The 21,253-nt window shown below is 64.7% G+C and carries 20 protein-coding genes; 8 read left to right on the top strand and 12 right to left on the bottom strand.

The annotated features are described in order from the left end of the window. Positions 1-81 precede the first annotated feature (81 nt). The 6 genes from NKJ00_RS04720 to NKJ00_RS04695 form a co-directional block, all read right to left on the bottom strand. A complete protein-coding gene (locus NKJ00_RS04720) occupies positions 82-1,002 on the bottom strand; it encodes an ABC transporter permease (protein WP_127808395.1) in 921 nt (306 codons plus the stop codon). Continuing rightward, positions 999-1,865: an ABC transporter permease gene (locus NKJ00_RS04715; protein WP_196815320.1), complete on the bottom strand. Its 867-nt coding sequence runs from the start codon at positions 1,863-1,865 to the stop codon at positions 999-1,001. Before NKJ00_RS04715 ends, NKJ00_RS04720 begins: the two co-directional genes overlap by 4 nt. A gap of 19 nt (positions 1,866-1,884) precedes the next feature. Next, entirely contained in the window at positions 1,885-2,502 is a 618-nt protein-coding gene (locus NKJ00_RS04710; protein WP_023810823.1) for an ANTAR domain-containing response regulator, read from the bottom strand. Beyond that, on the bottom strand, positions 2,499-3,593 hold the full coding sequence (locus NKJ00_RS04705; RefSeq protein ID WP_023810824.1) for a transporter substrate-binding protein: 1,095 nt from the start codon (positions 3,591-3,593) through the stop codon (positions 2,499-2,501). Before NKJ00_RS04705 ends, NKJ00_RS04710 begins: the two co-directional genes overlap by 4 nt. 152 nt (positions 3,594-3,745) lie before the next feature. Beyond that, positions 3,746-4,153, bottom strand: a complete 408-nt coding sequence (locus tag NKJ00_RS04700) for a hypothetical protein (RefSeq protein ID WP_245273201.1) — start codon at positions 4,151-4,153, stop codon at positions 3,746-3,748. Between the two features lie 252 nt (positions 4,154-4,405). Continuing rightward, positions 4,406-5,275, bottom strand: coding sequence for a helix-turn-helix domain-containing protein (locus tag NKJ00_RS04695; protein ID WP_023810826.1), 870 nt, complete (start codon positions 5,273-5,275; stop codon positions 4,406-4,408). A gap of 92 nt (positions 5,276-5,367) precedes the next feature. On the opposite strand from NKJ00_RS04695, the gene NKJ00_RS04690 reads away from it, so the two are divergent. Further along, positions 5,368-6,912, top strand: coding sequence for a 4-hydroxyphenylacetate 3-hydroxylase N-terminal domain-containing protein (locus NKJ00_RS04690; protein ID WP_023810827.1), 1,545 nt, complete (start codon positions 5,368-5,370; stop codon positions 6,910-6,912). Between the two features lie 6 nt (positions 6,913-6,918). Continuing rightward, positions 6,919-7,428, top strand: coding sequence for a flavin reductase (locus NKJ00_RS04685; protein ID WP_023810828.1), 510 nt, complete (start codon positions 6,919-6,921; stop codon positions 7,426-7,428). A gap of 75 nt (positions 7,429-7,503) precedes the next feature. Here NKJ00_RS04685 and NKJ00_RS04680 read toward each other — a convergent pair whose 3' ends face one another. From NKJ00_RS04680 to NKJ00_RS04655, 6 genes are all read right to left on the bottom strand, one after another. Next, the gene (locus NKJ00_RS04680) at positions 7,504-8,160 is read right to left on the bottom strand and encodes a methionine ABC transporter permease (RefSeq protein WP_023810829.1); all 657 of its coding nucleotides are present in this window, start codon (positions 8,158-8,160) and stop codon (positions 7,504-7,506) included. Then, positions 8,141-9,238, bottom strand: a complete 1,098-nt coding sequence (locus tag NKJ00_RS04675; protein WP_023810830.1) for a methionine ABC transporter ATP-binding protein — start codon at positions 9,236-9,238, stop codon at positions 8,141-8,143. Before NKJ00_RS04675 ends, NKJ00_RS04680 begins: the two co-directional genes overlap by 20 nt. A gap of 92 nt (positions 9,239-9,330) precedes the next feature. Continuing rightward, entirely contained in the window at positions 9,331-10,185 is an 855-nt protein-coding gene (locus NKJ00_RS04670; protein WP_023810831.1) for a MetQ/NlpA family lipoprotein, read from the bottom strand. Between the two features lie 251 nt (positions 10,186-10,436). Next, positions 10,437-11,924: an aldehyde dehydrogenase gene (locus NKJ00_RS04665; protein WP_352628957.1), complete on the bottom strand. Its 1,488-nt coding sequence runs from the start codon at positions 11,922-11,924 to the stop codon at positions 10,437-10,439. After that, a complete protein-coding gene (locus NKJ00_RS04660; RefSeq protein WP_352628955.1) occupies positions 11,921-13,114 on the bottom strand; it encodes a cytochrome P450 in 1,194 nt (397 codons plus the stop codon). The genes NKJ00_RS04665 and NKJ00_RS04660 overlap by 4 nt, the downstream gene beginning before the upstream one ends. Before the next feature lie 58 nt (positions 13,115-13,172). Next, positions 13,173-14,621 carry an APC family permease gene (locus NKJ00_RS04655; RefSeq protein ID WP_352628953.1) on the bottom strand — a complete coding sequence of 483 codons (1,449 nt, stop codon included), beginning with the start codon at positions 14,619-14,621 and terminating at the stop codon, positions 13,173-13,175. Positions 14,622-14,794: 173 nt separating this feature from the next. Between NKJ00_RS04655 and NKJ00_RS04650 the strand changes: the two genes are divergently transcribed. Genes NKJ00_RS04650 through NKJ00_RS04625 form a run of 6 tightly spaced genes read left to right on the top strand, consistent with a single transcriptional unit; the run spans position 14,795 to position 21,227 of the window. Further along, a complete protein-coding gene (locus NKJ00_RS04650) occupies positions 14,795-15,565 on the top strand; it encodes an IclR family transcriptional regulator (RefSeq protein WP_352628951.1) in 771 nt (256 codons plus the stop codon). After that, a complete protein-coding gene (locus NKJ00_RS04645) occupies positions 15,565-16,845 on the top strand; it encodes a Tm-1-like ATP-binding domain-containing protein (protein ID WP_352628949.1) in 1,281 nt (426 codons plus the stop codon). The genes NKJ00_RS04650 and NKJ00_RS04645 overlap by 1 nt, the downstream gene beginning before the upstream one ends. Next, complete coding sequence (locus NKJ00_RS04640; RefSeq protein WP_352628947.1) at positions 16,842-17,510, top strand: HAD family hydrolase; 669 nt, start codon at positions 16,842-16,844, stop codon at positions 17,508-17,510. Before NKJ00_RS04645 ends, NKJ00_RS04640 begins: the two co-directional genes overlap by 4 nt. 20 nt (positions 17,511-17,530) lie before the next feature. After that, positions 17,531-18,880 (top strand): aminotransferase class III-fold pyridoxal phosphate-dependent enzyme, encoded by a 1,350-nt coding sequence (locus NKJ00_RS04635; RefSeq protein ID WP_352628945.1) that lies wholly within the window; start codon positions 17,531-17,533, stop codon positions 18,878-18,880. A 35-nt stretch (positions 18,881-18,915) separates the two neighbouring features. Then, on the top strand, positions 18,916-20,208 hold the full coding sequence (locus NKJ00_RS04630) for an aminotransferase class III-fold pyridoxal phosphate-dependent enzyme (RefSeq protein ID WP_352629076.1): 1,293 nt from the start codon (positions 18,916-18,918) through the stop codon (positions 20,206-20,208). After that, positions 20,205-21,227 (top strand): phosphotransferase enzyme family protein, encoded by a 1,023-nt coding sequence (locus NKJ00_RS04625; protein WP_352628943.1) that lies wholly within the window; start codon positions 20,205-20,207, stop codon positions 21,225-21,227. The genes NKJ00_RS04630 and NKJ00_RS04625 overlap by 4 nt, the downstream gene beginning before the upstream one ends. Positions 21,228-21,253 lie beyond the last annotated feature (26 nt).

The following is a 21,253-nucleotide window of genomic DNA, read 5'->3' as shown; positions in this document are numbered from 1 at the left end:
AGCGCCAGCGCCGATGCCGCTACCGTGGATGCGAGAAACTTTTTCATTTTTATGTTCCCTTTCTCTGTCTGGTTTTCATTTTCATCTGAGCTTGATGCGGGGGTCGATGAAGGGCGCGATGACGTCGGCCAGCAGATTGCCGAGCACGATGGCGAAGGCCGAGACCAGGGTGACGCCCATGATGATCGGGATGTCCACGCGCTGGATGGCCTGCCACGCCAGTTGGCCAATGCCAGGCCAGCCGAACACGCTCTCGACGACGACAATGCCACCCATGAAGATGCCGATGTCGATGCCGATCATGGCGATGACCGGCAGGATGGCGTTGGGCAGAGCATGGCGGAAGAGGATGGCGCGGCGCGCCAGACCCTTGGCGCGGGCGGTGCGGACATAATCCTGGCGCAGAACATCGATCATCGACGAGCGCATCATGCGGGCGTACCAGCCGGCGCCGAGTATGCCCATGGTCAGCGACGGCAGCACGAGATGACGCCAGGTGCCATAGCCGCCGATCGGGAACCAGCTGAGCCGCACGGCAAAGACGTAGAGCAGCAGCAGGCCGACGACGAATTGCGGCGCCGAAACGCCGACGAAGGAGGCGACCATCAGCGTCTGGTCGGTGGCGGTACCGCGCTTGACGGCAGCGATCAGGCCCATGCTCAGGCCGAGCAGCAGCTCGCACAGGATGGCGCCGACCATCAGCAACAAGCTGGCCGGCAGCCGTGAGACGATCAGCTCGGTGACTTCGGAGCGCTGGATGTAGGAGCGGCCGAGATCGCCGCTGATGAGCTTCGTGAGATAGCGCCAGTACTGGACGATGAAGGGTTGGTCGAGGCCGAGCTGCTGGCGGATGTTCTCGACCGTCTGCGGCGTGGCGCTGCGACCGGCGATCTGGCGCACCGGATCGGCGGGCAGGAGATAGAGCAGCGCGAAGGTGATCAGCGAGACGCCGAGCAGGATCAGCAGCGACTGGATGAGGCGGCGGCCGAGATAGGCGATCATGCCCGGCCCCTTTGCGTCGGATCGAGGATGTCGCGAAGCGCATCGCCGATCAGGTTGAAGGCGAGCGCCAGCGCCAGGATCGCAGCACCGGGGAAGAACACCAGCCAGGGTGCGGCCTGGAAATAGGTCTGGTTCTCGAAGATGATGTTACCCCAGGACGCAGTCGGCGGCTGCACGCCGATGCCGAGGAAGGAGAGTGTCGCCTCGAGCAGCACCGTGGTCGAGATGCCGAGCGTGCCCCAGACGATGATGGTCGGCAGCAGATGCGGCAGGATGTGGCGAAACAGGATGCGCGGTGCACTCGCCCCAATGGTGCGTTCGGCGTCGATGAATTCGCGCTCGGCCAGCGAAGAGGTTTCGGTGTAGATGACGCGGGCGGTCTGCACCCAGTTGACCAGCGCGATGACCATGGCGACGATCCACAGGCTGGGCTCGAACACCGCCGCCAGGCAAATGGCGAGCAGCAGTGCCGGAAACGCCATCATCAAATCGGTGAAGCGCATCAGCGCGCTGCCGATCCAGCCACGGAAATAGCCGGCGACAACACCGACCAGCGTGCCGATGAACAGCGCCACGCCATTGGCGACGATGCCGATGATCAGCGAGGTGCGGGCGCCGTAGAGGATGCGGGTCAACAGGTCACGGCCGAGCAGGTCGGTGCCCAGCCAGAATTTTGCATCCGGCGGCAAGGGCGAGCCCTCGATGGTCAGGCCGTCGAACATCTGCTCGTTGGGATCATAGCCAGTCAGCCATGGCGCCAGCACGGCGCCGGCAACGACAATGGCGACGATCATCAGCCCAAGCAGTGCGAGACGGCGCCTGACCAGCCGGCGCCAGACGCCGGCGCGTGGTTTGACCGGCATGCGCCCTGGCGCGGTGAGATCAGGCGCGATGGGACTGGTCATCGCCGCCTTCTTCCCCTGTTGCTTCTTCACTTGTCATTGCCACGATCCGCCGCGCGGCATCCTCGACGCTGATCTGCCAGCTCATAGCCAGCGAGCGAAGCTGCGCATAGGCGCGGCCGTCATCGGTGCCTTTCGCCAGTGCGGTGACCGCGCGCACGATGGTCTGGCGCTCGGCGACGCGCTGGCGAAGCGAGGCAATCTCACTGGCCAGGTGTTTTCGCGCCTCGAAACTCTGGCGCGCGATCAGCAGCGCGCTGTAGACGCCGGCATTGCCGACCGGCTTCAGGAGCTGGGCATCGGCCTTGTGCGACAGCGCCCATTCGATGCGGCCCGGCGCCTCGGAGCCGATCAGCGCCACCAGCGGCATCGGCGCCTCGCCCGGCTTCCAGGGGAACTGCTCGTCGAAACCGAGATCGGCGTCGAAGAACACGAAATCGGCCGCCAGCGCCTCGGGCGGCAGTTCCGGCCAGCAGTCCAGCGTGATCAGGCCGATGGCCGACAATTGCCTGGTGATCGCCTGCACCGTCGGATGCGGGCGATGCAGGATAAACGCCTTGGCGCCGCCGAGATTGGGGATGCGTGGGGCTCTCGTCACGACACCACCCTCAGGCGTGGGCGGCCGAATGTTTTTGCCGGGTCGTAGCGCGACAGATAGGGATCCGGCGCGACTTCGTCTTCGCGGCTGACGACCTCGAAGAAGCCGTCCGCGATCCGCCCGATGATCACCGGCAATGTGGCGTGCTGCGAGTGCGCGTCGATGGCGATCGGCCCGAGCCGGGTGGAGAAGCGGCGTTCTGCGAAGGCTCTGGAAAATTCCGCCGGACCGGCTTCGGGATTGCTGGAGAGCACGTCGGCCATCACCTGCACGGAGGCATAGGCGGAGGCCTCGAAAGACGAGGCGAAGGCGGCCGGCCGCGGCGCGAAGTACGGCCCGACCGATAGATGTCCCTTGCCGGATTCACCGATCGCCGGCAGCTCACCTTCGGTGAGGTTGCAGGAGATGACGGGACAAGTCTCGGGACTGAAGGCGGCATCCTCGTGACCTAGGTCGCGATAGGCCGCGAGGAAGGCGTAGGACGAGGTGCCGATCAGGTTGTTGAGGATGAAGTTCGGCCGCGTGGCGCGGATTTCCGCGATCAGACGCGACACGTCGGTCTCGCCGATGCGCAGATAGCGTTCGCCCAGAACCTTGCCGCCGGCATCGGCGATCAGGTCGCGGGCGACGCGGTTCATCTCCCAGCCCCAGATATAGTTCGAGCCAAGCAGGAAACCGTTGGCGCCGAAACGCGGCACGACATGCGCCATCAACGGCACCAGATGCTGGTTGGGGCAGGCGTGCATGTAGACGACGTGCTCGTTGGCCTCGAAGCCCTCATAGGGGCAGGCGTACCACAGCATGCCGCCCGCCTTCTCGAGCACCGGAATGGTTTCCTTGCGGCTCCACGAGGTGACGCACCCGACGACATGGCGCGCGCTGCTGGTCCTGAAAATATCCTCGCACAGCGTTGCGTAGCGGTCGGCATTGCTTTGCGGATCGCGCTCGACCGGCACCAGTTCGATACCTGAGCTGCGATCGGCGTTGATGTCGGCGATGGCGCGCATGGCGCCGATGCGGCACGCATCGGAGACGAGCTGATAGCTTCCCGAGCGGGAATATAGGATGCCGATCTCGATACGCCGTTTCAAACAGATCCCCAAAATGACAATGCCTCGCAGCCAGCGCCGGGAGGGCGAGGCATACGAGGCATTCTTGCCGCCCGGCGATCAGAGCCGGTATTTTGCGCTAGCGTATTCTGTCCGGCGGGTCAGTCAAGCCCTCAACGATATTTGCGTGACCGTCATCGCCGTTTCGCTGCCACTGGCCTCTGACCGTGTTGACGCGCATAGGTCACGCAGGCGTCCACCGTGCTGACACAAAGCGCGTCGCGCCTGTTCGGCATATTGTTGTCGCCGGCGTAGGCAACTTCGGCGACGCGACCGTCGACCATGCGAATTTGCGTATCGCAATAACCGCCGGGAGCGACATTGACGGAGCCACCGACCGCCGGGATCGCGCCCAATGCCATGGTTGGGACGACGATGCTGAGATTGCCGCGCTGAACGACGCGCTTATAGGACCAGATCTGGCCCGATCGGCCGGCGTCCGCGGTGGCGGTCGGAAACCCCGCGCACATGCGGACGTCGGCTTCGCTGAGGCCGACCATCTCCTTGCGAGCCGCCGCCGCGGTGGGGTCAACCTTGGCCACGCGCGACGTATCGTCGGGAACGACGCAGGAAGACTGGATGCCAACGAAGAGAATAGGAAGGGCAAGCTTTTGAATGCAGGAAAATATCATGCCGACCGTCAGATTGGTCCGATGTCAGATTTGCGTGGCACCCGCCGCTCCTTTCTACCTAGGCAGGCAGGCGAAGGGATCAACCCGTTCAGCTTCACGAAAAAGTGGCTGTGGCTGCAACATCGAGGATTGCGCGTCACGGGGTCTGCATTTCACGCAGGATCAATGGCCCTGCAAGTGCTTCCGGCGCCAGGCGGCGGGCGCTTCGCCGACTCGCGCGCGAAAGAACCGTGAAAAATACGCCGGGTCGTCGAAGCCGATCTCGTAGGCGATGTCCTCCACCGTGCGTACGGTGAACAGCAGCAGGCGCTTGGCCTCCAGCAGCCGCCTTTCGCTGACGACCCGCTTGACGCCGGCGCCCAGAACCGCATGGGCAGCCTTGTCGAGAAGATGCGGCGTGGTGGCCAGCGCCTCGACGTAGCGATCGACCGGCCAGTTGTCGCGGAAATGCGTGTCGGCGAGCCGACGCAGGCCCCGCGCCAGCGAAGCATCGGAAGAGGCGGCGGAGGCGGTCACGCCGGGGCTGAGGCGCGCAATGTGGGAGAGTGCGACGGCGATCAGCGCCGGCAGGACCCTGTCATTGCCGGCTTGCGCCTCGGCATATTCGGCGGCGATCATCTCCAGCACCGCCGCCAGTCTCGCCCACGCTGCGTGTCGTGGCAGACCGTCGGCAAAGACCGGCCTGTCCAGCGGCAGCAGGCTGTGAGCGGCGATGGCCGCGAGCGCGCCGTCGGCGACCGAGACGACGATGGCATCGGTGCCGGGTCCGATCGAGAAGCCATGCACGACAGCGCTCGGCACGAAGCTGACGGCAGGCGCCGAAAAGTCCCAGGATCGGTCTTCGATACGGTAGGTGCCGGAGCCGCTGGTCCAGTAGGTGATCTGGCCCATCTGCGGATGCTTGTGCGCCGCAACCTGACCAAGATGGATATTGCTGCGCGCAAGCACCGTCTCGACATGCAGGAACCCGACATCGAGCGGCCGCACAGGCTCGCCATAGACGAAGAAGTCGGGGATGGAATTCTGGCTCATGGCGCCTGAAAAAGTCCAATCGGTTTTGCCGTTCCGTCCATAACCGATGCATGCCCAAGGCGCTAGTGTTGCGACTCAAGAGGAGGACCATCATGCGATCAGAAGACTTCCGCGCCGACAAGGCACGGCCGTTCACCGGGGCCGAGTATCTGGAGAGCCTGCGCGACGGCCGCGAGGTCTATATCAATGGCGAACGCATTGCCGATGTCACCACGCACCCGTCGATGCGCAATTCGGCGCGGTCGCTGGCGCGCCTCTACGATGCGCTGCATGATCCCCTGCGACGGGACACGCTGACTTCGCCGACCGACACCGGCTCGGGCGGCTACACCCACAAATATTTCCGCGTCGCCAAATCCTCTGGCGAACTCGCCGCCCAGCAGACGGCGATCGCCGAGTGGTCACGCATGTCCTATGGCTGGATGGGGCGCACGCCCGACTATAAGGCGGCGCTGATGAATACGCTCGGCGCCAATGCAGACTGGTACGGGCCGTTCAGGGACAATGCCCTGTCCTGGCACAGGCGTGCCCAGGAAGCCGTGCTGTTCATGAACCATGCCATCGTCAACCCGCCGATTGACCGCCACAAGCCGGCCGAACAGGTGAAGGACGTCTTCGTCCACATCACCAAGGAGACGGATGCCGGCATCTACGTCTCCGGCGCCAAGGTGGTGGCGACGTCCTCGGCGCTGACGCACTATAACTTCCTGGCGCAGGGATCGGCGACGGTCACCGAGGATCCGTCGCTGTCGGTGATGTTCATCGTGCCGATGAATGCGCCGGGCATAAAGATGTTCTGCCGCGTCTCCTACGAGCAGACGGCCAACACGGTGGCGGCGCCGTTCGACTATCCGCTGTCGTCACGCTTCGACGAGAACGACGCGATCCTGGTGCTCGACAATGTCTTCATCCCCTGGGAGGACGTGCTGGTGCTGCGCGATGCGCAGAAGATCCTGTCCTTCCACCCGGCGTCCGGCTTCATGCATGGCTACTGCTTCCAGGGCTGCACGCGTTTCGCCGTCAAGCTCGATTTCCTCGCCGGCCTGCTGGCCAAGGCGCTGCGCGCCACGGGCGGCGATGCTTTCCGCGGCAACCAGGCGGCACTGGGCGAGGTCATTGCACTGCGGCACATGTTCTGGAGCTTTTCCAACGCCATGGCCTACAACCCGATCCCGTGGGCGAATGGTGCGGTGCTGCCCAATCTGGAAGCCGCGCTCGCCTACCGCACCTTCATGTCGGAAGCCTATCCGCGCGTCATCGACACCGTGCGCCGGGTGATCGCGTCCGGGCTGATCTACCTGCCGTCGTCGGTGCGCGACTTCAACAACCCCGAGATCGACAAGTATCTGGCGCAATATGTGCGCGGCTCCAACGACATGGGCCACATCGAGCGCATCAAGATCATGAAGCTTTTGTGGGACGCGACCGGCACCGAGTTCGGCGGCCGTCACGCGCTCTACGAGCTCAACTATGCCGGCGCGCCGGAAGAGGTGCGGCTGCAGGTGCTGAAAGGAGCTGAACGCGGCGGGCGGCTGAAGGCGATGGAAGAGCTCGTCGACACCTGCATGGCCGACTATGACGAGAATGGCTGGACGGGCGATACCTGGTTCAATCCGCTTGTCTCAACGGCCGAGTGAAACCAGATGGCCACGCAGATTTCGAAAACCGATTTCCGCGACGCCATGGCGAGGGTCTGCGCGCCGGTCAACATCGTCACCACCGATGGCCCGGCAGGGCGCGGCGGCTTCACCGCCACCGCCATGTGCAGCGTCTCCGACGAGCCGCCGACGCTGCTGGTGTGCATGAACGGGCGCTCGACGCAGGCCGCCATGTTCCTGTCCAACCAGCGCTTCTGCGTCAACGTGCTGACGCATGACCACATGCATCTGGCGGGAAAGTTCGCCGGCGCGACCAGGGACATGGAAGCGCGCTACTCCGCCGCACGCTGGCAGACGCTGACCTCCGGTACGCCGGCGCTGTCGGATGCGATCGTCAATTTCGATTGCGAGATCGAGACTGTGCATATCGTCGGCACGCACAATGTCATGATCGGCCGCGTCATCGATGTCCGGCACGGCAGCGGCGGCTCGGCCCTGCTCTATGTCGACCGCAGCTATACGCAGCCGACGCGGCTGGGCAGCTTTGGCGGGTGAAGCCGGGCGTCAGACGGTTTGGTGGCGGGAAGGCCTCCGCCTATCCCGTCCCCGGCCGTGCCATCAGCCAGTCTTTCACCCCCGCCGATCCAGCCTCGCCACCAGCCGGTCCCCCGCCCACTGGATGCCGCAGACCAGGATGATCAGCACGATGACCACGGCGATCATGATGGACGTCTCAAATCGTTGATAGCCGTAGCGGATGGCGAGGTCGCCGAGGCCGCCGGCACCGATGGCGCCGGCCATGGCCGAGGCACCGATCAGCGTCACCAGCGTCACCGTGAAGCCGGCGACAATGCCGGGCAGGGCTTCCGGCACCAGCACCTCGCGGATGATCGTCCAGCGGTTGCCGCCCATGGCGCGCGCCGCCTCGATCAGCCCGCGATCGACTTCGCGCAGCGACACTTCGGCGATGCGCGCATAGTAGGGCGTGGCGGCGATCGACAGCGGCACGATGGCCGCCCATGTGCCGATCGAGGTGCCGACGATCAGCCGCGTCACCGGGATGAGCGCGACCAGAAGAATGATGAAGGGCACCGAACGGAAGCCGTTGATGACGGCGCCAAGCGACCGGTTCACCCACAGGCTTTCGGCAATCCCGCCGCGTTCGGTGGCGATCAAGGCCAGGCCGAGCGGCAGGCCGAAGACCAGCGAGATGAGGCCGGAGGCGGCCGTCATCAGCACCGTCTCCCAGATCGAACGCAGCAGAAGTTCAAACAGGATCGGCGACATGGCCAAGCACCTCCACCCGCGCCTGGCGGGCCTTCAGGAATGTGATGATGTCAGCGAGATGATTTGCATCGCTGCCGGGAACCGAAAGGAACAGCGTGCCGACCGGCTGCTGCTGGATATGGTCGATGCCGCCATGGACGAGGCGGAAGGTGCCTGGAACAGCCGTGGCAAGGTCGGACAGCAATGGCCCGCTTGCCGCTTCGCCGGCCACATCCACGCGCAGGATCGTCTCCGCGCCGGCCCCCGGCAGCAGCCGGGCCGCCAGTTCGGCTGGCAGCTGCGGCCGGATGGCGCCGAGCAGGCTTCTGGTGATGTCCGAGCGCGGGTCGGCGAACACCGACCAGACCGGGCCTTCCTCGACGATGCGCCCGGCATCGATCACCGCCACGCGGTCGGCGATCGAGCGGATCACCTCCATCTCATGGGTGATCAGCAGGATGGTCAGGCCGAGCTGCCGGTTGATATCCCTGAGCAGCGCAAGGATCGAGCGCGTCGTCTCCGGATCGAGCGCCGAAGTGGCTTCATCCGACAAAAGCAGCGCCGGCCGTGCTGCCAGCGCCCTGGCGATGCCGACGCGCTGCTTCTGGCCACCCGACAGCGACGCCGGATAGGCTTTTGCTTTCTCCGACAGGCCGACGAGATCGAGCAGTTCGGCGGCGCGCTTCAGCCTCTCGGCTTTCGGGCGGCCCTCGATCTTCAGCGGCAGCGCCACATTGTCCTCGACGGTCTTGGCCGACAGCAGGTTGAAATGCTGGAAGATCATGCCGATGCGTCGCCGCAACGGCTGCAGGTCGCGCTCGCCTAGCCGGCTGATCTCGCGGCCCTCGATGAACACTTCGCCGGAGTCAGGCCTTTCCAGCCCGTTCAGGCAGCGGATCAGCGTCGACTTGCCGGCGCCGCTGCGACCGATAATACCGAGGATCTCGCCCTTGCGCACGGTCAGCGAAATGCCGTCGAGCGCCGCCGTCACACCGAAGCGGCGATTCAGGTCGACGAGGCGCACGACATCCTGAGATGCGTCGGGCCGGGCGCGGGTCGGATCGGTGGTGTCCCCGGATGCTGTGATATGCTGGTTCATGAATGTTCCTGTTCTCCGAAAACGCAATCGCGGCCCGCGCCTGAGCGCGGACCGCTGTTGCTCTCGAACCGGGCGTCCGGTCGACGATCGGATCAATAGGCGCTGAGGCCGGTGCCCTTGTAGACCTTGTCGAACTCGGCCTTCACCGCCTCGTTCTGATAGGAGGCCACCAGCGTCTTCACCCAGGCCTCGTTCTCGTTGCCGGCCTTCACCGCGATGAAATTGCGGTAGGGATTGTCGGCGATGGGCTCCTGCGCGATGCGGTTTTCCGGCGTCAGGCCGCTTTTCAGCGCCCAGTCGGTGTTGACCACGGCCGCGTCGAGATCCTCGACCGAGCGGCCGACGATGCCGGCGTCGAGTTCCTTGATCACCACCTTCTTGGCATTCTCTGCGATGTCGGCGGTGGTGGCCAGAATGCCGGTGCCGTCTTTCAGCTTGATCACGCCCTCGTTCTGCAGCACGCGCAGCGCCCGGCCTTCGTTGGATGGGTCGTTCGGCACGCCGACGACCGCGCCCTCGGGCAGGTCGGCGACTGCTTTGTACTTCTTCGAGTAGAGGCCGATCGGCCAGACGCCGGTATAGCCGACACGCACGATGTGATAGCCCTGTGTCTTGATCTGGTTGTCGAGATAGGGCTGGTGCTGGAAGGCGTTGGCGTCGATTTCGCCGCGCTCCAGCGCCTCGTTGGGCTGGGTGTAGTCGTTGAACACCACGGTCTCGATGGCGAGGCCCTTTTCGGCGGCTTGCGCGACGACGACGCGCCAGACATCCTCGTCCTCGCCGCTGATGATGCCGACCTTGATCGCCTTCTTGTCCTCGGCGAACGATGCATGCGGTGCCATCAGGCTACCGATCGCTACGGCCGATGCGAACAGCAGAGCCAAGCCGCTGCGCCGGTTGATGGTTGACCCTAAGGAAGATGGCAAAGTGTTTTTGAAGTCGGACATGATTGATCTCTGCGGTTGTGAAGTCATGCGGCCAAGCGGACTGCCTAGCCTTGATCACATCGTCAGGAATTCTATTGATTTAATCAAAGAACGCGTTTCGCCGTTCTCGCCAAAGCCAGGAATATTCTCTCAAAAATTCCAACGAAGAGAGAACAAGATGGCGCTCGGCCGACCGCCGCCGGATCTAAGGCGATCCTGGGCATCTCCGTGGGAAGGTCAGATTCGGAGGCAGGCCAGCGCCACGGTTGGTCTCAAAGCGCGATCCACGCGGTCTTGAGTTCCAGATATTTCTCCAGCGCGTGCAGCGACTTGTCGCGGCCGAAGCCCGACTGCTTGACGCCGCCGAGCGGCACGGTGATGTCGGCGCCGCCATAGGTGTTGACGTGGACGACGCCGGCATTGATGGCGCGCACCATGCGATGCGCGGTGGAGAGGTTGGCGGTCCACACCGCGGAGGCAAGCCCGTAGACGGTCGAATTGGCAAGCCGAACCGCCTCCTCCTCGGTTTCGAAGCGCATGACGCCGAGTACGGGCCCGAACACCTCCTCACGCGCAAGCTGCATGTCTTGCGTGACGTTCTCGAAGATCGTCGGCGCCATGTAGCTGCCGCCGGTCTCGGTCAGGATCCGTTCGCCGCCGGTGACGAGACGGGCACCTTCTTCCGTGGCCCTGGCGACGAAACCGAGGTTCTTGTCCAGCTGTTCGGCGCTCGACACCGCACCGATGTCGCTGGAGAGATCGAGCGGGTCGCCGACTTTCAGCCGGGTCGTTGCCAAGAGAAGCTCGTCCATGAAACGGTCATAGACCGACGCCTGGACGAGCAGGCGCGAGCCGGCGACGCAGACCTGGCCGGAATTGCGAAAAATGCCGTTGGCCGAGACGCCCGCCGCCTGTTTTAGGTCGGGAGCATCGGCAAAGACGATGTTGGGCGACTTGCCGCCGAGTTCGAGGAAGACGCGTTTCAGGTTGGAGCGAGCGGAATATTCGAGCAGCCGCCGGCCGACCGGGCCGGAACCGGTGAAGGCGATGGCGTCGACATCCATATGCAGGCCGAGCGCCTCGCCGGTAACCGAACCACGGCCGGTGACGACATTGAGCACACCGGCGGGAAGTCCGGCCTCGCTTGCCAGTTCGGCCAGCCGCAGCAGCGTGAGCGAAGCGATTTCCGGCGGCTTGACCACCACGCAATTGCCGGCGGCCAGCGCCGGCGCGATTTTCCAGGCGCCGATCATCAGCGGAAAGTTCCACGGCACGATAACGCCGACGACGCCGAGCGGCTCCTTGTGGATCAGTCCCAGCACATTGTCGGCGGTCGGCGCGATCTCGCCATAGACCTTGTCGATCGCCTCGGCATAGTAGCGGAGGGTGCCTGCCGCCGAGAGCGGTTCGGCCTTGTAGGCCATGCCGATCTCGGTGCCATTGTCGCGCACGCCGAGCACGGCGAGCTCGTCGGCATGCTTTTCGACCAGCTCGGCGAATTTCGTCAGCACCTTCTTGCGAAAGGCCGGCGCTGATCGCGACCACGAGCCCTTCTCGAACGCCTTGCGCGCCGACTTCACGGCGCGGTCGATATCGGCGGCGTTGCCGTCGGCGATGCTGGCGAAAGATCGGCCGTCGATCGGCGACGTCACCGGCAGGCTTGCGCCGCTTGTTGCCTCGATCTGCACGCCATCGATGAACAGGCCCCGCGCGCCGATCTCCGTCCTGCGCAGCGTGTCGATGGCACTCTGACTGATCATGGGTGACGGACTCCAAGGGAAACATGCAATGTGGTTGGCGCGCGGAATTCCCAGCCGCGAAACACCGGTTCCTTGCCCTGCACAAGGCTGAGATCGGGGAACCGCTGGAGCAGCAGTCTTACCGCAAGGCACATCTGCTCACGCGCGAAGAACCGGCCCGAGCAGAAATGATGGCCGAAGCCGAAGGCGGCATGATTGCCTTCGTCGCGGTTGATGTCGAAGCGGTCGGGATCGGCAAAGCGGCTCTCGTCGCGGCTTGCTGAGGAGACGAGTGCGGCGACGGCGGCACCGGCTGGAATCGTCACGCCGCCAAGCTCGACCGCCCGTGTCGTCTGCCGCGTCTGCGTGCCGATCGGCGCCACCCAGCGCAAGCCTTCATCGACCGCCTTTGGCACGAAGGTCTCGGGATCGTCGAGCACCTGCCGCAATTGTTCAGGATGCGAAAGCAGGCCGGCGAGGATCGAGCCGGCGCCATGTCCGGGCTCCTGCATGCCGCCGAGCAGGATGACCTTGATGCTCGGCATCAGGAAGTCGATCGGCCGTGTCGTGCCGTCCGGCATGCCGTCATGCAGCATATGCGACAGCGCGGAGTCGTCAGGCGCACGCGCAAGCCTCTCCAGCGTCGGCAGGATGGCGTCGCCGACCTCGGCGCTGATCGCGTCGGCTATTTGCTGCCGCTTCGCGTCGTTCTCGAAATTGATGGCGCCCTGGGCAAGGCCGTAGAACCAGCGGCGCAGCGTCGGCATGTCGATGTCGGCAAGGCCGAGCGAGCGCGCCAGGCTGAGCGTCGACACCGGCTCGAAATAGTCGGCCATCAGCTCGGCCGAGCCGCGCTCCGCAATTTGGTCGAGAAAAGGTTCGGCGATCGACCGCACGAGGTCGCCGGCATAGGAAGCGACGGTGCGCGGCCGGTATTTCGGGTCTACGCCCTGGCGCAGTTGCTTGTGCGTCTCGCCATCGGTGGTCAGGATGGTCGGCTTGCCGAAGGAGCGCTCGACCGGCGATGAGCCGACGACGGCGGAGAAGATGTCGGGAGACTTGGCGACGCTCTCGACATCCTTCCAGCGGGTGACGAACCACAGATTGACCGCCGGCACGAAGGTGACCGGCGCACTGCGCCTGAGCTCTGCATAGATCGGGTAGGGATCTGCTTCCAATGCCTCGACGGTGATATTTTCGGCAAAGCTCAAATCCGCCACTCCCTTTGTGGTGTAAGGGGCGGCGTGGCACGCCGCCCCTTTGCTTTCCTCAATCTTTCAGCGGCTGGCCGAGGTTTTTGAACGCGACCGGATCGCGGCTCTTCAGCGCGCTGGCCAGCAGCAGGCCGACGATCGCGGCGATCAGCACCAGCCCCGGCAGGAACACGCCAAGGAAACCGCCGGCCCCGGACAGGCTGCCGAAATTGATGACGATCAGGTAGATGATGATGACGAAGGCGATGAAGGTCAGCCCGGGCAGGATGGTGGTCTTCATCGCGTTCTCCTGCGTCGATGGATTGGCGCGGAAGAACATCACCACGGCAAGCGAGGCCACCGCCATCATGACGATGACGCCGAGCGTCGCGACATTGGTCAGCCACGAAAACAGCGCCAGCACCGGATCGAGGCCGAGCACGGCGAAGAGGCCGACGACGACCGCGGCGAGCACGCTCTGGATGACCGAGGCGACATGCGGGCTCTGGTGCACCGCATGCGTCACGCCGATCGTCTGCGGCAACAGTTTTTCGCGGCCCGAGACATAGATATAGCGCGCAACCGCATTGTGGAACGCCAGCACGCCGGCAAACAGGCTCGACACGAACAGGATGCTCATCGCCTGCGACAGCATCGTGCCGGCGTAACGATCCGACAGGCCGAACAGGAAGGTCGTCGGATCCTGCAGCCCCTGCAGCGTCGGCAGCAGCTTGTCGACACCGGCGCCGACCGCCATCAGCCATGCCGTGAGCATGTAGAAGACACCGATCAGCACGACCGAAAAATAGGTGGCGCGCGGAATGGTGATCTTTGGATCGCGTGCCTCCTCGGCATAGATCGTCGTCGCCTCGAAACCGATGAAGGCGGCAAAGCAGAACAGGATGGCGATGGCCGGCGAGCCGCTGACGATCTGGCTCCAGCTGAATGGCGCCGCCGACAGGCCGCTGTCGCCGCCGGTCTTGAGGATGGCGATGTCGAGGACCAGCACCACAAGATATTCGCACAGCACCAGCACCGTCAGGATCTTGGCGGAGAGGTCGACCTGTCGGTAGCCGAGCACGGCCACCAGCGCGATGGCGATGAAGCTCCACACCCACCAGGGCAAATTGATGCCCCAGCCGGCGAACAGGCCTGATGTCGCGGCACCGAGCAGGCCCATGACCCCGATCTGCATGGCATTGTAGGACAGGATGGCGATCAGCGCCGTGGCGCCGCCGGCCATGCTGCCGAGGCCGCGCGCGGCATAGGCATAGAAGGCGCCGGCATTGCCGACATGGCGTGACATGGCGACATAGCCAACCGCGAACAAAAGCAGCAGCACCGTCACGATCAGATAGGTGCCGGCAAAGCCGGCGCCATTGCCCATCAGCATGCCGAGCGGCGTGCCGCCGGCGACGGCCGTGAGCGGGGCGGCCGCCGAAATCACCATGAAGGTGATGGCGCCGACGCCAAGACTGTTCTTGCGCAGCCTGTTGGCCGGCGCCTGTTCTGCAACTGCCGTCATTGATCCCTCCTGTTTGCAAACCCTCAGGCTCGCCGGCCGAATGGCCTGTCCCATGCACTCTGGTGGTCGGTTCATTATTCGAACCGTTATTTTGAATATAGACTTGCAAACAATGCCGATGCCTGTCAAGTTAATTCACACGTTAAATGATTGTCCCGAACCGGGAGGCAAATTTGAGTACGGTCGGAAAAGCGATCTCGCTTCTGGAGCTGTTCAGCGTCGACGAGCCCGAGCTCGGCCTGTCCGATCTGGCGCGCCGCTCGGGCTTCGACAAGGCGACGACAAGGCGGCTGCTGGTTGCGCTGGCCGGCCATGGTTTTGTCGAGCAGGATGCGGGCACGCGGCACTATCGCCTCGGCGCCGGCCTGTCGCGGCTGGCTCGCATCCGCGAGGCGCGCTTTCCCTTCCTGCAGACAGCTGTTCCGCTGGTGCGGGATCTGGCGGCATCGACGGCCGAGACCGTGCATTTGTCGGAATTCGGCGTCGACAGGCTGGTCACCGTCCATGTCGAGCATCCGGCATGGGCGAACCGGGTCAACATCGACATCGGTCAGTTGCTGCCCCTGCATTCGACCGCGTCGGGCATCGCCTATCTGGCCTTTGCACGCGACGAGACCGTCAAGGCGTGCCTGACGGGTTCGCTCGACGCTTTCACGGCCCATACGCTGATCGAGCCGGCCGCAATCTCAAGATCCATGAGCGAGGCGCGCGAGCGCGGCTATTCGATCTGCGACCAGGGCTATGAGGAAGGTGTGATCAGCGTCGCGGCGGCAATCCGCGGGCCGGATGGCTTTGCGCTCGGCACCATCGCGGTGGCGGCGCCAAAGGCCAGAACGACGGCAGCCGCGATCGCCGAACGGGGACTTGCCGTGAGGGAGGCGGCACGGGAGATTTCCATGCGCCTCAACGGCGAAAACCTGCAAATCTTGAGGAGGCAGGCCTGATGCCCTCGGAGACAGCGCCCCGCATCCTGGTCATCGGCACCGGCGACACAAAGGCCGAAGAGCTGCTGTTCATGAAACAGTGCATCGAGGCGTCGGGCGGCAGCGCCGTGATGATGGATGTCAGCGTGCTGGGCGACCCGCCCTACAGCCCGGACCACGACAAGCACGCCGTGGCCCGGGCTGTAGATGTGACGATCGCCGAGATCGTTTCGAGCGGTGATGAGAACACCGCCATGACGCTGATGGCCGGCGGCGCCGTGCAGCTGGTGCGCAAGCTCCATCAAAGTGGCGAGATCGACGCCTTCGTTGCCATAGGCGGCTCCATGGGAACCGATCTGGCGCTCGACGTGGCGCTTTGCCTGCCGCTCGGCGTGCCGAAATTCGTCGTCTCGACCATCGCCTATTCGCATCTCATCCCGCCCGAGCGCGTCGCCCCCGACCTGATGATGATCCTCTGGGCGGGCGGACTGTACGGCCTCAACTCGATCTGCAGGCTGGTCCTGTCGCAGGCCTGCGGTGCGGTCGTCGGCGCGGCTAAAATCGTACTGGCGTCTCGCGCGTCGGCGCAGGCACCGGGGCCGACCATCGGCATGACCTCGCTCGGCAGCAGCTGCCTGCGCTACATGAAGACGCTGAAGCCGGCCCTGGAACGGCGCGGCTATGACGTTGCCGTCTTCCACACCACCGGAATGGGCGGCCGCGCCTTCGAATCGATCGCCGGCCAAGATCATTTCTGCGCGGTCTTCGACTTCAGCCTGCAGGAAATCACCAATCATCTCGCGGGATCCGTCGTCAGTTCCGGCACCGACCGGCTGGAGAATGCCGGCGCTCGCGGCACTCCGCAGATCGCCGCCCCCGGGGCGGTCGACATGGTCGATCTGCCGACCTGGCAGGATTTGCCGGCTAAATTCTCGACGCGGCCGTTTCATGCCCACAACAGGCTGATCGCTTCGGTCACCGTCGATGCCGACGATCGCCGCCAGGTCGCCAGGACCATCGCCGCCAAGCTCGGTGCCGCGAAAGGCCGCTCCGCCTTCATCCTGCCAACCGGAGGCATCCAGGAATGGGACGTGCAGGGTGAGCCGCTCTATGAACCCGAGGCTCTCGCGGCCTTCACTGACGAAATGCGCAGGGCTATTCCCGCCGGGGTCGAGTTCCACGAGATCGACGCTCACATCAACAGCGACGACTTCGTCGGCAAGGCGCTCGAGATCTTCGACCGCTGGGTCGAGGAAGGCATCGTCCCGCGCGGCAAGCCGGCCAAGGGAGTGGCAGCGTGAGTGCTGTTCCCGCCCAGGCGCTTGTCCTTGATTTCGGCGGCGTCGTCACCCGCACACTGTTCGAGACCCACGCCTTGACCGAACAGGCGCTCGGCCTCACGCCGGGGACGCTGCAATGGCGCGGGCCGTTCGATCCGGACAGCGATCCGCTGTGGCGCGCCATGCAAGCCGACGAGATCAGCGAGCGCGACTATTGGCGCACCCGCACAAGCGAGGTTGGCCTTCTCGTCGGCGAGGACTGGCAGGCGATGGAAACCTTCGTCCGGCGCGCGCGTGGCGCGGAGCCGGAAAAGGTGGTGCGGCCCGAAGCCGACAGCGCCATTCGCACGGTGCATTCGGCCGGCTTTCGACTGGCCATCCTGTCCAATGAACTCGACCTGTTCTACGGCGCCGACTTCCGCCAGCGGCTGCCGTTGCTCGGCCTGTTCGACACGATCGTCGACGCCACTTACACCGGCATCCTCAAACCCGACCCCCGCGCCTATGCCTTGGTCACCGAAGCGCTCGGCCTGCCGGCGGGTGCTTGCGTCTTCGTCGACGACCAGCAGCGCAATGTCGATGGCGGCTGTGCTGCCGGCATGCGCACGCTTCATTTCGACGTTGCTCACCCGGCCCAATCCTATGCCGAAGCACTCGGCCATTTCGACCTCGTTTCAGCTGCCTGAGATTTTTGCGGAGCCCTTTCATGCGCGACATCAATTTTCTCACCGAAACCAACGCCAAGCCGATCTGGCACCCAATGGCGCATCCGGCCGAGATGCGGGCCAACCCGCCAAAGGTGATCATGAAGGGCGAGGGCGTGATGGTCACCGACATCGCCGGCAACACCGTGCTCGATGCCGTCGGCGGCCTGTGGAACGTCAATCTCGGCTACAGCTGCGACCCGATCAAGAAGGCGATCGCCGACCAGCTTGGCGCGCTGCCCTATTATTCCGGCTTTCGCGGCACTTCGACCGGACCGTCGATCGAACTCGCCTACGAACTCTGCGAATGGTTCGAGCCAGAAGGCATGGTGCGGACCTTCTTCACCTCGGGCGGTTCGGATTCGGTCGAAACGGCACTGCGACTGGCCAGGCAATATTGGAAGATCCGCGGCCAGGCCGACCGCACCAAGTTCCTGGCGCTGAAGAAGGGCTACCACGGCACCCATTTCGGCGGCGCGTCGGTTAACGGCAACGCCAATTTCCGCCGCAACTACGAGCCGCTGCTGCCCGGCGTCTTCCACATTCCCGCGCCCTGGACCTTCCGCAACCCGTTCGATGAGACCGACCCAGTGCGGCTGGCAAAACTCTGCGCCAGGGCGCTGGAGGACGAAATCGCCTTCCAGGGCGGCGACACCATCGCCGCTTTCATCATGGAGCCGGTTCTCGGCGCCGGCGGCGTCATCGTTCCGCATGAGAGCTTCATGCCGCTGGTGCGCGAGATCTGCGACCGCCATGAAATCCTGCTGATCGCCGACGAGGTGGTGACGGGCTTCGGCCGTACCGGCGCCTGGTCGGGCTCGCGGCTGTCGGGTGTGAAGCCGGATTTCATGACCATCGCCAAGGCGATCACCTCGGGCTATTTCCCACTCGGCGCCACGCTGATCGGCGGCAAGGTAGCCGATGTCTTCGAGGCCGACAAAACCAGCTTCGGCGCCATCGGCCACGGCTATACCTATTCCGGCCACCCGGTCGGCTGCGCGGCGGGTCTGGCGGCGCTTGCCGAGACCAAACGGCTGCGCCTGAACGAGAACGCGGCGGCACGGGGCGTCGAACTCGCGGCCGCGCTGGAGGGGCTGAAGGCGAAACACTCGATCGTCGGCGATGTCAGATACAAGGGCCTGATGGCGGCGCTGGAACTGGTCTCGGACCGTGCCACCAAGAAGCCTGCCGACAAGAAGACCATGGCCCTGGTTTCGGAGGCGGCCTATGAGGCCGGTGTCATGCTGCGCGTCTCCGGCAACGCCATCATCCTGTCGCCGCCGCTCATCATCACCGCCGCCGACGTGACGAAAATCGGCGAAGCATTGGATGCAGGCCTGTCGAAGGTCTGACGGTTTAGTGGATGGAACGGAGTTTCGAGATGCAAATGGCTCAATCGCAGGAAGCTCTGGTTAGCCGGCGTTCCCGCCTGCTCGGGGGGAAATCGCAATTGTTCTATGATGAGCCCGTGCACCTGGTGCGCGGTGAAGGCGTCTGGCTCTACGATGCCGACGGCCGCAAATACCTCGACGCCTACAACAATGTCGCGCATGTCGGCCACTGCCACCCGCATGTGGTCGAGGCCCTTTGCCGGCAGGCAAGCCTGCTCAACACCCACACACGCTATCTGCACACCGCCATCCTCGACTATGTCGAGCGGCTGACCGCGACCTTCGATGCCAGCCTGTCGACCGCCATCCTGACCTGCACCGGCAGCGAGGCCAACGACATCGCGCTGCGCATGGCGCAGGCCGCGACCCGCCGCATGGGCATCATCGCCACCGACGCCACCTACCATGGCAACACCACGGCGGTTTCGCAGCTCAGCACCCGCATGCCGCCGGTCGGAGGCCGCGCCCGCAACGTCAGGCTGGTGCCGGCGCCCGACAGCTATCGCCATCCGGATGCGATGGCCAACGGCAAAGCCTTTGGCGACGCGGTGCGCGAAGCCATCGCGTCGCTGGAAGAGAACGGCATCGGCCTGTCCGGCATCATCCTCTGCCCGCTGCTCGCCAATGAAGGCTTTCCGACGCTACCCAGCGGCTTCTTCGACGGTGCCATGCGCGCGGTGCGCGACGCCGGAGGACTGGTCATCGCCGACGAGGTGCAGCCCGGTTTCGGCCGAACCGGCAGCCATTTCTGGGGCCACCAGCGCGCCGGCTTCGTTCCCGACATCGTCACCATGGGCAAGCCGATGGGCAACGGCCATCCGGTCGCCGCCGTGGTCACCACCAAGGACACATTGGCGACCTTCCGCAACGCTTTCCGTTACTTCAACACCTTTGGCGGCAATCCGGTTTCCTGCGCGGTGGCCAATGCCGTCCTCGACGTCATCGAGCAGGACGATCTCGTCGCCAACTCACGCGATGTCGGCGCCTATGCGCTCGGTCTGCTGCGCCCGCTGGCCGAGCGCCATGAATGCATCGGCGAGGTCAGGGGCGCCGGCCTGTTCTTCGGCGCCGAACTGGTTCACGACCGCGAGACGCGCGAGCCGGCGCCCGACATTGCCGAGCAGGCCGCCAACCGCATGCGCCATCGCGGCGTGCTGATGGGCAAGACCGGCATCCACGGCAATGTGCTGAAGATCCGCCCGCCAATGCCGTTCTCGCGCGACAATGCCGACGTCCTGATCGGCGTCCTCGACCAGGTGCTGGGTGAAGTCGGCGGAGTGAAGGCGTGAACGCTGTTTCCACGCAATCCGAGCCCGAGACGGCAGCCGATGTCACCGAGCTTGCCAAGCGCGCGCTCGAACATTGGGGCATTCGTGAGGGTGAGCCGGAGCTGCTGAAATTCCGCGAGAACGCGGTGTTTCGCGTCATCTTGCCAACAGGCCAGCCGGCCGCCATGCGCATTCATCGGCTTGGCTATCACACGGACGCCGCCCTGCGCTCGGAACTGCAATGGATGGGCTTTCTGCAATCGGCCGGCATCGCCACACCCTCGCCGGTCGCCACGCCGGCCGGCGATCTGTTCGTGCTTGTCAGCGCCAACGCCTCAGTGCAACCCCGTCAAGTCGATTGCTTGAGCTGGCTGGGAGGCCGCGCCGTCGGCGCGCGAGGCGTGCCGCTGGATTTTACGCCCGAGCAGGCAAGACAGGTCTTTACCGCGATGGGCCGAACCATCGCCCACATGCACAATGTCACGTCTGCCTGGACGCCGCCCGCCGGCTTTGCCCGCCATGCCTGGGATTTCGACGGCTTCTTCGGTGCGAACCCGATTTGGGGCCGTTTCGAGACCTCGCCCTTCCTCGACGGCCCTCGTCGCGAGCTGGTTTTCCAGTCGCGGGGAAAGGCCGTGAAGGCGCTGTCGGAGCATGAACGCAGCACCCGGAACTTCGGCATCATCCACGCCGACCTGGTGCGCGAGAATGTGCTCGTCCATGACGGCGCGATCCGCATCATCGACTTCGACGATTGCGGCCATGGCTGGCACATGTACGACCTTGCCGTCGCGCTGTACCAGAACCGCGAGGAGGCGATCTATCCGCTGATCGAGGCCGCTCTGCTCGACGGCTATCGGCAGGAGCGGGAGCTGACGGCGCGCGACATCGCCGCGCTGCCGCTGTTTTCGGCTCTGCGCGCCTTCGCCTTTCTTGGCTGGGTGCAGAGCCGCGTCGAAGGCGACATCCCCAGGGATGTCGGCATGCGCATGTCGGCCATCGCAGCCGATGTGGTGGTTGCCTATCTGCGTGGCGAATAGAGGCTGCCGTGCGGGTTGGCGGCGGA

The organism is Mesorhizobium sp. M0227, assembly GCF_040321855.1.
Taxonomy (GTDB): Bacteria; Pseudomonadota; Alphaproteobacteria; order Rhizobiales; family Rhizobiaceae; genus Mesorhizobium.
This window is presented reverse-complemented; position numbering and strand designations above follow the sequence as displayed.